Origin of the sequence: Komagataeibacter swingsii (assembly GCF_003207895.1) — a bacterium.
In the GTDB taxonomy this organism is placed as follows: domain Bacteria; phylum Pseudomonadota; class Alphaproteobacteria; order Acetobacterales; family Acetobacteraceae; genus Komagataeibacter; species Komagataeibacter swingsii.
The window spans coordinates 124,791-134,398 of the sequence record NZ_NKUB01000009.1; the positions used below are offsets into that span (position 1 = coordinate 124,791).

Consider the following 9,608-nt stretch of genomic DNA (forward strand, 5'->3'; position numbering starts at 1 on the left):
TTTTTGGTGAAGCTTTTTTCAAAAAGCTTCAGAAGACGCCGCCTTTTTGGAAAAAGGCGGCACCCAAAAACTTTTATTTTTAAACAGTATGTTAAGATGATTCGAGCGGTAGGGAAACCGGCGGTTCCTTGTCCGGCCCCACCGCACGCAGGTCGTCCTTCATGCGGTACTGGCACGGGTCAAAGGCGGGACAGCGCCAGCATTCGGGCTTGCGGGCCTTGCAGACATAGCGCCCGTGCAGGATCAGCCAGTGATGCGCGGGGCGCAGCATGTCGGCGGGAATGCGGCGGACAAGCTGGTCCTCCACCGCGCGCGGGGTCGCCCCCGGCGCCAGGCCCGTGCGGTTGCCGATGCGGAAGATGTGGGTATCGACCGCCATGGTGCTGTCGCCAAACGCCACGTTCATCACCACGTTCGCGGTCTTGCGCCCCACGCCGGGCAGGGATTCAAGGGCCGCGCGGTCATAGGGCACCTTGCCGTCAAAGCGTTCAAGCAACTGCTGCGACAGGGCCACGACATTGCGCGCCTTGGTCCGCCACAGCCCGATGGTGCGGATATGCGCGCCGACCTTTTCCTCCCCCAGTTCCACCATGGCCCGTGGCGTGGGCGCGTCGCGGAACAGCGCCTTTGTCGCCTTGTTGACCGAGACATCGGTCGCCTGCGCCGACAGCGCCACGGCAACCAGCAGGGTGTAGTCGTCCACGAAATCCAGTTCGCTTTCGGCATTCGGGTTGGCGGCGGCCAGTTGGGTGATGAAGGCGCGCACTTCCGCCAGCGTCATGGCGCGACGCGCGGGTTTCTTCGGGGATCTGGCTGATGTCATCTGGTACTCGCAGGCATTGGATCGCCCGGCATTGTGCGGTGTCGCGGGGGGTGGTGTAAATCACCTTGCCGACCGGAAGCGGCCATTGTCCTTGCGCACGGCCCCTGCGAAGGTTAGTCGTTCCGGCCCCGGCGGTGCATGCGTGCCGGACGCATGGCCGTGTGGTTTCCTGCATCAGGGCGCATTGGCAATGGCATCCTTTTTCTCCCGCCCGGCATCGGGACGACATGAATTTTCCGCCGTTCTGGGCTTTGTCTGGCGCCGGTGGCGCACGTATCCCGGCTTTCTGGCATGGACGCTGGTGGGGATCGCGGCCGCCACCGTGGCGGATGTGATGATGCCGCTGGTGGCGGGCTGGCTGGTCAGTGACGTATCCCGCCCGGCCGCCCGGACGGCGGTCCATCGCGCCATATGGGACGTGGCGGGCCTGGCCGTGCTGGGCCTGGGCGGCATCATTGCGCGGCGCACGGCCTATGTCGGCATTACCCACCTGACATCGCGCGTCATGACCGGCATCGTTACCGAAGTGTTCGCGCGCGTGCAGCGGCTTTCCAGCGAATGGCATGCCTCCAACTTCGCCGGGTCAACCGTGCGGCGCATCACGCGCGGACTGGGAGCGGTCGATACGCTGGGGGACACGCTGCTGCTCATGCTGGTGCCGGAGGGGATCGTGCTGTGCGCCACGACCGCCGTTCTGGCCTTTCACTGGCCGTTGATGGGGCTGGTGCTGGCGGTGGGATCGGCGGCGCTGGTGGCGCTGTCGGTCATGCTGACGCTGCGTTACGTGGCGCCGTCCGCGCGCCTTGCCAATGCGTGGGATACGCGCATGGGCGCAACCCTGTCCGATGCGGTGACGTGCAACGCGGTGGTGAAGGCCTGCGGCGCGGAATCGCGGGAGGATGCGCGGCTGGCATGGGTGGCGGGGCGCTGGCGGCAGCGCACGGTGCGGTCATGGCTGCGCGGGACCAACAGCGCCAACCTGCAGAACTTCGCCGCCCTGCTCATGCGCATGGTGCTGATTGCCGGGGTGGCGCTGTTATGGATGCATGGCCGCGCCGGACCGGGGGATGTGGCCTATGTGCTGACGATGATGTTCGTGATCCAGGGCTACCTGCGTGATATCGGCCAGCAGATTTCGGTCGTGCAGCGTTCGGTCAATGAAATGGAGGAACTGGTCGCCCTGTTCCACATGCAGCCCGCTGTGGCCGACCGCCCTGGTGCCGTGGCATTGCGGGTGACGCAGGGCCATATCCGTTTCGCGCATGTGCGCTTTGGCTATGAACGCCAGCAGGGCAGGCTGCTGTTTGATGACCTGAACCTTGATATCGCGCCGGGCAGCAGGGTGGCGCTTGTCGGCCCGTCGGGTTCGGGCAAGACCACGCTGACACGCCTGCTGCAGCGCCTGTATGACGTGCAGGGCGGGCGGATCACGATTGACGGGACGGATATCGCCACCGTCACGCAGTCCAGCCTGCGGGGGCAGATCGCCATTGTGCCGCAGGAACCCTTGCTGTTCCACCGCTCGCTGGCGGAAAACATAGCCTATGGCCGACCTGATGCCACGATGGCTGAAATCGAACACGCCGCCCGGCAGGCCAACGCGGCGGACTTCATCGCCCGCCTGCCGCGCGGTTACGCCACCATGGTGGGCGAACGCGGCGTCAAGCTGTCAGGTGGGGAGCGCCAGCGCATCGCCATTGCGCGCGCGTTCCTGAGCCATGCCCGCATCGTCATCATGGACGAGGCGACATCCAGCCTTGATTCGCATTCCGAAACGCTGGTCCAGCAGGCGATGGAGCGGCTTATGGCCGGGCGCACGGTGCTGGTCATCGCCCACCGGCTATCCACCGTGATGGGGCTGGACCGCATTATCGTCTTCCGCCACGGGCAGGTGTGTGAGGACGGCCCCCACGACACCCTTATGGCGCGCGAGGGCGGGATCTATCGCGGGTTGTTCGAGCTTCAGTCCTTGTAGGCATCACTGGGAAACATCCCGTAATCATGATGGACGTTTTTGGTGAAGCTTTTAACCCCTTAGCCCGGCAGCATGGCGCCCAGCGCCCTGCCGCCAAACAGGTGGACATGGAAATGCGGCACTTCCTGCCCGCCCGCCACGCCCACATTGGACAGCAGGCGATAGCCGGGGGCTTCCAGCTTCAGGTCGCGCGCGACCTTGCCCACCGCGCGGGTGAAGCCGGTGATTTCGGCTTCCGTGCCCTTGCTGCTGAAATCGGCAAAGGAGACGAACGGCCCCTTGGGGATGACCAGCACATGCACCGGCGCCTTGGGCGCGATGTCATGGAAGGCGAGGGCGTATTCGTCCTCATAGACTTTTTTGCACGGCAGTTCGCCGCGCAGGATGCGGGCGAACACGTTCTGCGGGTCGTAGGGTCCGGTACCGTTGACAGCCATGGGTATGCTCCTGTTTCGGGTGGGGATCAGGCCAGCGGGTCGTGCGGGCGCGACGCCTTTTCCGCGACGCCGCTGGTGCCTTCGCGGCGCAGCAGTTCGGCCCAGACTTCCGCCGGTTTCACCCCGGCATCCACCCACATCACGATCAGGTGGTACAGAACGTCGGCACTTTCGCTGACCAGTTCACCCCGGTTGCCCGCCACGGCCTCGATCAGGCATTCGACGGCTTCCTCGCCAAATTTCTGCGCGATCTTGCGGCGGCCACGCGCCAGCAGGCGGGCGGAATGGCTGACCGACGGGTCCGTGCCACGCCGCGATTCCACAACATCGAACAGGCGGTCCAGCACATCAGGGGTGGCAGGCCCCACCGCTTCCAGCTTCAGGCTGGCGGCGGCGGATTTTGCCGGGGTGTTCTTGCGGGATTTTTCTGGCTTGGCCATCACAATGCTCCGATAGGCAGGGAAAGGGGGATCAGTCGCTCAGGCGCACCGGCAGGCCCGCTGCCGCCAGCGCCTGCTTGACCTGCGGAATGGTGAACTGGCCGAAATGGAACACGCTGGCGGCCAGCAGGCCGGTGGCCCCCGCGCGCGCGCCTTCGACAAAATGGTCCAGTTCCCCCACCCCGCCAGAGGCCACGATGGGAATGCGCACCGCCGCATTCGCCGCGCGCAGCAGGTCCAGGTCGAATCCCTTGCCCGTGCCGTCGCGGTCCATGCTGGTCAGCAGGATTTCACCCGCGCCGCGCTCGGCCACTTCGCGGCACCAGTCGATCACGTTACGCCCGGTGGGGGTGCGGCCGCCATGGGTATAAACTTCCCATGACCCATGGCCGTCGCTGCGGGCGTCAATGGCCACGACCACGCACTGGCTGCCGAATTTTTGTGCGGCCTCGCTGACCAGTTCGGGACGCGACACGGCGGCCGAGTTCATGGCGCATTTATCCGCCCCCGCCAGCAGCAGGCGGCGCATGTCGTCCGTGGTGCGCACGCCGCCGCCCACCGTCAGCGGCAGGAAGATGCGTTCCGCCGTGCGGCTGACGACATCAAGGATGGTGTCGCGGTTTTCGTTGCTGGCGGTGATGTCGAGGAAGGTCAGCTCATCCGCCCCCGCCGCGTCATACACGGCCGCCTGTTCCACCGGGTCGCCCGCGTCGCGCAGCGAGACGAAGTTGACGCCCTTGACCACGCGGCCATTCTTGACATCCAGGCAGGGGATGACACGCAGCTTCAGCATCAGGACAGGACCCGCAGGGCTTCGCCCAGGTCGATGCGCCCGTCATACAGCGCGCGCCCCACGATCACGCCCTCGATGCCGGGTGCCTGCGCGGTCGCGGCGCGCAGGGCTTCGAGGTGTTCAAGGTTGCCGACCCCGCCGCTGGCGATGACGGGAATGGACAGGGCATTGGCCATGTCGGCGGTCTGTTCGATATCGATGCCCGTCAGCATGCCATCACGGCTGATTTCGGTGAAGATGACGGCGGCAACGCCCACGTCCTGCATGCGCTGGCCCAGTTCCACGGCCTTCATTTCCGATGTCTCGGCCCAGCCTTCAGTCGCGACCTGCCCGCTGCGCGCGTCAATGCCCGCGACGACCCGGCCAGGGAACAGGCGGCACGCCTCACGCACCAGTTCGGGGTTCTTGACCGCGATGGACCCCAGGATGACGCGGCTTATCCCGGCATTGAGCCATTTGCCGATGCTGTCCAGGTCACGCAGTCCGCCCCCCAGCTGCACCGGCACCGAGGCATTGGCGATGATGGACTCGATCGCTTCGGTATTGGCCGAACGCCCCGCGAAGGCGCCGTTCAGGTCCACGACATGCAGCCATGAACACCCGGCGTCGATCCATGCCCGGGCCTGCGCGCCGGGGTCATCGGAATAGACGGTGGCGTTATCCATTTCCCCCCGGCGCAGGCGCACGCATGTGCCGTCCTTGAGGTCGATTGCGGGGTAGAGTGTCAGGCTGTGTCCGGTCACGGGGGCATGTCCTGCTGCAGGGATGGGGGTTGAAGCCGCCTGCGGGTGGGCAGGGACGATCCGCTCATCATCCTGCAGGCGCTTGGTGAAGAACAGGCCGCGCACGGTGCGGCCATCCGTGCGGGCATAGCTGGGATGGGTGCCCCAGTGGTGGAACCCGCTGCTGCGGAACAGGCGCACGGCATCGGCCTGGGTTTCGCGCACGTCCAGGTTGATGATCTGGTAGCCCATGCTGCGCGCGCAGCTTTCCACTTCGTTCAGCAGCAGGCGGCCCAGCCCCAGCCCGCGGGCGTAGGGCGCGATATAGAAATGCATGAGTGTCGCACTCATGGCCTGTGCTTCGTTATTGCGTGGCGGGCGTACGAGCTGGGCCGATCCCACGATCATGTCATCCAGCCGGGCGACAAACATCTGGCGTTCGGGCACCAGCAGGACGCCACGGAAATACCGCTCCAGCGTTTCACGCGGGGGCGGGGCCAGCCAGCCGAACCCGCCACCTTCCAGAATGGCGGCGTTGGTCGCGTCGCACAGGGCATGCAGGTCGTCCTCATGCATCCGCTGCACGCGTTCGGCATCGATGGTGCCGGCAGTCGGGGCCTGCCGTGTCATGGCGTGCGACCCGGCGCGGGCGTCCAGCGCAGGAAATTGGACAGGATGCGCAGGCCGACCTTCTGGCTTTTTTCCACATGGAACTGCGTGCCCGCCCGGTTGCCGCGCGCGACGATGGCGGGCACCGTGCCACCGTAATCGGTGGTCGCCACCATGTCGGCCGGGTCATATCCGCGCAGGGCGAAGGAATGGACGAAATAGCCATGCGCCTCCACCGGCAGGCCTTCGGTCAGCGGGTGGGCATCGGGGGTGAATTCCAACTGGTTCCATCCCATCTGCGGCAGGCGCAGGCCGGGCGCGTCCATAAGGGCGATTTCGCCCGCGATCCAGCCAAAGCCGGGTGTCACCCCATGTTCGCGCCCACGTTCGGCCATAAGCTGCATGCCAACGCATATGCCAAGGAAAGGCGTGCCGTCATCGGTCGCGGCCACAATGGCGTCATGCAGGCCAGGCCGGGCCGCAAGGCCCGCCGCGCAGTCGGCGAACGCGCCCTGCCCGGGCAGGACGATCCGGTCGGCCTGCATGACGGCCTGCGGGTCGGCGGTGATGGTGACGGTGGCGTCAATGCCGCTGTCCTGCGCGGCACGGGACAGGGCGCGGGCGGCGGAGGCTAGGTTGCCGCCGTTATAGTCGATCACCACGATGGATTGCGTAGAAGAAGGCGCGGGCATGGGATGCCTCATGATACAGGGGTAAGGGGACGGGACCGGTCAGGGTCCATCCAGCGCAGCAGGGCTGCCTTGGGGTCGGTGGCGTAAACGCCACGCGCGGGCCGGTAGCCGCGCAGGCGCAGTTCCCACTGCCGCAGGTCCGGGGCGTTCAGCGCAAGGACAAGGTGCAGCCCGCCCAGTAGCGGCATGGCGAGGGATAGCGGCAGCAGCCGTCCGGCCATGATGGCCGCCCCCCCCGCGATCAGACCGCTGACCCAGCAGCCACGCACCAGCAGCCCGACCCATCCGCACAGCAGCACCAGCCATGACATGCGCCACGCCACCATGACCGGCCATGCGGCAGGCCCCGTGGCGCGGGCAGGGGGCAGCAGGGCGGAATAGAAGGTCACAGGCTGCCCTTGGTGGAGGGGATGATGCCGCCCGCGCGCGGGTCGGCCTCGCTTGCGGTGCGCAGCGCGCGGGCCAGCGCCTTGAAGGCCGCTTCGGCGATATGGTGGCAGTTATGCCCCGCGCGCTGGATGACATGCAGCGTGACGAGCGCGCTCATGGCGAAGGCGCGGAAAAATTCCTCGAACAGTTCGGTATCCATTTCCCCGATCTTGTCACGCCCGAAGGTGACGGACCACGCCAGGAAGGGACGGCCGGAAATGTCCACCACCGCTTCGCACAATGCCTCGTCCAGCGGTACGGTGGCGCTGCCGTACCGGCGGATGCCACGCTTGTCGCCCATGGCTTTGGCAAAGGCCTTGCCCAGTGCGATGCCGGTATCCTCCACCGTATGGTGGTAGTCGATGTGCAGGTCGCCCCTGGCGGTAATCTCCAGGTCGCACATGCTGTGACGGCCAAGGGCGGTCAGCATGTGGTCAAGGAAACCGATGCCGGTCTCGATACGGGTCTGTCCCGTGCCATCAAGGTTGATGGTGACGGTAATGTCGGTCTCGCTGGTGGCGCGGTGGACCGTGGCTGTGCGCGGGGTATTCATGCCCCCCTTCTATAGAAGCCCGTAGCCGGAATCCATACCGATCCCATGGTGCCGGTCGTGCATGGCGGGGTGGATATTGGCACGACGGGATACTTGCTGCATGGTGTCGCGTCATGACTCCCGCCAATGGGCCACGGACGGTCAGCGGGCGCCCAGTTCATCAGGGAACGACCATATGACATCGCTCGATCTTCTCCTGTCGCGCTTTTCCACCGACGCGCTGATGGAACCAGCGCCCACGGGGGACGTGCTGCACGCCATCCTGTCCACCGCCATGCGCGCGCCGGACCATGGCAAGCTGCGGCCGTGGCGTTACGTGCTGGTGCGCGGCGATGCCCGGCCCCAAGTGGCGCAGCGCATAGTAGCCAGCATGAAGCGGCTGGACCCGGCGGTGGACCCGGCCAAGATTGAAAAGCGGCAGTCCCGTTTTTCCACCATGCCGCTGGTCATCGCGCTGGGCATGCACCTGCGTCCCGAACACAAGATCCCCCTGATCGAGCAGGAACTGGCGGTGGGGGCCGCGGCCATGAACATCCTCGACGCCCTGCATGCCACGGGCTTTGGCGGGGTGTGGGTCAGCGGCGATGTGACATATGATCCGGAACTTGCGGCCGAGCTGGGCTTTCCGGCTCCCCACAAGCTGGCGGGCTTCCTGTTTGTCGGCACGCCAAGGCCGGATGCCGTCGCACCGAAGCGCCGCGCGGTTGACGGATACGTGGCCGAGTGGACGGGCGGACCCGTGCAGTTTGGCGCGGATGCGTAACCTGGAACACCGCATACGGACAGAAAGCAGGCAATGACATATCATGATGTAACCATAATGGGTGGCGGCCCGGCGGGGCTGGCTGCCGCCCTGTCGCTGGAAGCCCGTGGCCTGTCCGTCGCGGTGCTGGAACGCGCGGCACAGCCGCGCTGGGCCGAACCCGCGTTTGACGGGCGCGAGATTGCCCTGACCCATCATTCGGTTTCGGTGCTGAAGGAACTGGGGGCATGGGACCATATCCCGCAGGTCGCCATTTCCCCCCTGCGGGAAGCACGGGTGGAAACCGGGCGCAGCAACCATCCCCTGACATTCGATACGCAGGGGCGCGGCGTTGAGGCGCTGGGCTACCTTGTATCCAACCACTGCATCCGCCGCGGGCTGTACCTTGCGGCCAGCCAGCGTCCCGGCATCCGCCTGCTTGGCGGCACGTCCACCCGGCATATCCGGCGGATCGGGGATGAGATGACGGTCGTGCATGGTGGGGGCGAGATCACATCCCGCCTTGCGGTAGGGGCGGACGGGCGCTTTTCCCAGATCCGCCGCCAGCAGCGCATTGGCGCCGTCATGCATGATTTCAAACGCGCCATGCTGGTCTGCCGCATGGCGCACGACCTGCCCCATCACCATGTGGCGACCCAGTGGTTTGATGAAGGGCAGACAATTGCCCTGCTGCCCGTCAATGGCGGCGCGTCCTCCATCGTCCTGACCCTGCCGGTGGAACAGATCGAACGCCTGCGCATGCTGGAACGCGATGCCTTCAATACCGAAATCATGCAGCGCGTGGGGGGGCGACTGGGCAACATGCGGCTGGTCAGCACGCGGCATGCCTATCCCCTGCGCGGGGTTTATGCCCATCGCTTCGCGGCCCCCGGCTTTGCCCTGATTGGGGATGCGGCCGTGGGCATGCACCCCATTACCGCCCATGGGTTCAATCTTGGGCTGAAAGGGCAGGAGGCTCTGGCGCAGGAAATCGGGGCCGGTCTGGCACGTGGTGAATCGCCGGGCAGCCTGTCCGTCCTGCGGCGTTTTGAACGCAGGCACCGCCTTGCAACCGCGCCCCTGTTTGCCGCCACCAATGGAATCGCCACGATCTATACCCGTGACGAGCCTGCTTTCCGTGTCCTGCGCCAGGCCGGGCTGCGTGTGGCCGATGCGCTGGCCCCTTTCAAATCAGCCGTCACGAACATGCTGATGGACCGCAATCGCGCGGCCTAGTGCGGTTTTTGCCTATTTGCCTGAAAAGGCGGGGTGATTTTTTTTAGCCTGTATGCACTTTTAAGATTGACGGTTGTTGGAGCGGGACCTATATCCGCACTCACCGGCGGCGCTGAGGAAACTTCTTGAGCGGCTCTGGTGGATTTGCTAGGTTATT

Annotated in this window: 11 protein-coding genes; 3 read left to right on the forward strand and 8 right to left on the reverse strand. The window is 65.7% G+C overall.

Features of this window, described 5'->3' with window-relative positions; translation table 11 throughout:
* Positions 1-91: 91 nt before the first annotated feature.
* The gene (gene nth / locus CFR76_RS09010) at positions 92-823 is read right to left on the reverse strand and encodes an endonuclease III (RefSeq protein ID WP_110556827.1); all 732 of its coding nucleotides are present in this window, start codon (positions 821-823) and stop codon (positions 92-94) included.
* A 190-nt stretch (positions 824-1,013) separates the two neighbouring features.
* Between nth and CFR76_RS09015 the strand changes: the two genes are divergently transcribed.
* On the forward strand, positions 1,014-2,798 hold the full coding sequence (locus CFR76_RS09015; RefSeq protein WP_208623959.1) for an ABC transporter ATP-binding protein: 1,785 nt from the start codon (positions 1,014-1,016) through the stop codon (positions 2,796-2,798).
* 59 nt (positions 2,799-2,857) lie between these two features.
* On the opposite strand, the gene CFR76_RS09020 is transcribed toward CFR76_RS09015, so the two are convergent.
* Genes CFR76_RS09020 through hisB form a run of 7 tightly spaced genes read right to left on the reverse strand, consistent with a single transcriptional unit; the run spans position 2,858 to position 7,473 of the window.
* Entirely contained in the window at positions 2,858-3,235 is a 378-nt protein-coding gene (locus CFR76_RS09020) for a histidine triad nucleotide-binding protein (protein ID WP_110556829.1), read from the reverse strand.
* A 26-nt stretch (positions 3,236-3,261) separates the two neighbouring features.
* Positions 3,262-3,675 (reverse strand): phosphoribosyl-ATP diphosphatase, encoded by a 414-nt coding sequence (locus tag CFR76_RS09025; protein ID WP_110556830.1) that lies wholly within the window; start codon positions 3,673-3,675, stop codon positions 3,262-3,264.
* A 31-nt stretch (positions 3,676-3,706) separates the two neighbouring features.
* The gene (gene hisF, locus CFR76_RS09030; protein WP_110556831.1) at positions 3,707-4,468 is read right to left on the reverse strand and encodes an imidazole glycerol phosphate synthase subunit HisF; all 762 of its coding nucleotides are present in this window, start codon (positions 4,466-4,468) and stop codon (positions 3,707-3,709) included.
* Entirely contained in the window at positions 4,468-5,820 is a 1,353-nt protein-coding gene (hisA, locus tag CFR76_RS09035; RefSeq protein ID WP_110556832.1) for a 1-(5-phosphoribosyl)-5-[(5-phosphoribosylamino)methylideneamino]imidazole-4-carboxamide isomerase, read from the reverse strand. Before hisA ends, hisF begins: the two co-directional genes overlap by 1 nt.
* The gene (hisH, locus tag CFR76_RS09040; RefSeq protein WP_110556833.1) at positions 5,817-6,491 is read right to left on the reverse strand and encodes an imidazole glycerol phosphate synthase subunit HisH; all 675 of its coding nucleotides are present in this window, start codon (positions 6,489-6,491) and stop codon (positions 5,817-5,819) included. Before hisH ends, hisA begins: the two co-directional genes overlap by 4 nt.
* A gap of 8 nt (positions 6,492-6,499) precedes the next feature.
* Positions 6,500-6,880: a hypothetical protein gene (locus CFR76_RS09045; protein WP_110556834.1), complete on the reverse strand. Its 381-nt coding sequence runs from the start codon at positions 6,878-6,880 to the stop codon at positions 6,500-6,502.
* A complete protein-coding gene (hisB, locus tag CFR76_RS09050) occupies positions 6,877-7,473 on the reverse strand; it encodes an imidazoleglycerol-phosphate dehydratase HisB (RefSeq protein ID WP_110556835.1) in 597 nt (198 codons plus the stop codon). The genes CFR76_RS09045 and hisB overlap by 4 nt, the downstream gene beginning before the upstream one ends.
* Positions 7,474-7,648: 175 nt before the next feature.
* Here hisB and CFR76_RS09055 point away from each other — a divergent pair, with 175 nt between their 5' ends.
* Entirely contained in the window at positions 7,649-8,236 is a 588-nt protein-coding gene (locus CFR76_RS09055; protein ID WP_110556836.1) for a nitroreductase family protein, read from the forward strand.
* 33 nt (positions 8,237-8,269) lie between these two features.
* On the forward strand, positions 8,270-9,451 hold the full coding sequence (gene ubiM, locus CFR76_RS09060) for a 5-demethoxyubiquinol-8 5-hydroxylase UbiM (RefSeq protein WP_110556837.1): 1,182 nt from the start codon (positions 8,270-8,272) through the stop codon (positions 9,449-9,451).
* Positions 9,452-9,608: the final 157 nt, after the last annotated feature.

Excerpts from the sequence above, each read along its gene's own strand:
- nth (WP_110556827.1), bottom strand. The coding sequence starts at position 823 with ATGACATCAGCCAGATCCCCGAAGAAACCCGCGCGTCGCGCCATGACG.
- CFR76_RS09055 (WP_110556836.1), top strand. The coding sequence starts at position 7,649 with ATGACATCGCTCGATCTTCTCCTGTCGCGCTTTTCCACCGACGCGCTG.
- CFR76_RS09015 (WP_208623959.1), top strand. The coding sequence starts at position 1,014 with ATGGCATCCTTTTTCTCCCGCCCGGCATCGGGACGACATGAATTTTCC.
- hisF (WP_110556831.1), bottom strand. The coding sequence starts at position 4,468 with ATGCTGAAGCTGCGTGTCATCCCCTGCCTGGATGTCAAGAATGGCCGC.
- hisB (WP_110556835.1), bottom strand. The coding sequence starts at position 7,473 with ATGAATACCCCGCGCACAGCCACGGTCCACCGCGCCACCAGCGAGACC.
- CFR76_RS09020 (WP_110556829.1), bottom strand. The coding sequence starts at position 3,235 with ATGGCTGTCAACGGTACCGGACCCTACGACCCGCAGAACGTGTTCGCC.
- CFR76_RS09025 (WP_110556830.1), bottom strand. The coding sequence starts at position 3,675 with ATGGCCAAGCCAGAAAAATCCCGCAAGAACACCCCGGCAAAATCCGCC.
- hisA (WP_110556832.1), bottom strand. The coding sequence starts at position 5,820 with ATGACACGGCAGGCCCCGACTGCCGGCACCATCGATGCCGAACGCGTG.
- hisH (WP_110556833.1), bottom strand. The coding sequence starts at position 6,491 with ATGCCCGCGCCTTCTTCTACGCAATCCATCGTGGTGATCGACTATAAC.
- ubiM (WP_110556837.1), top strand. The coding sequence starts at position 8,270 with ATGACATATCATGATGTAACCATAATGGGTGGCGGCCCGGCGGGGCTG.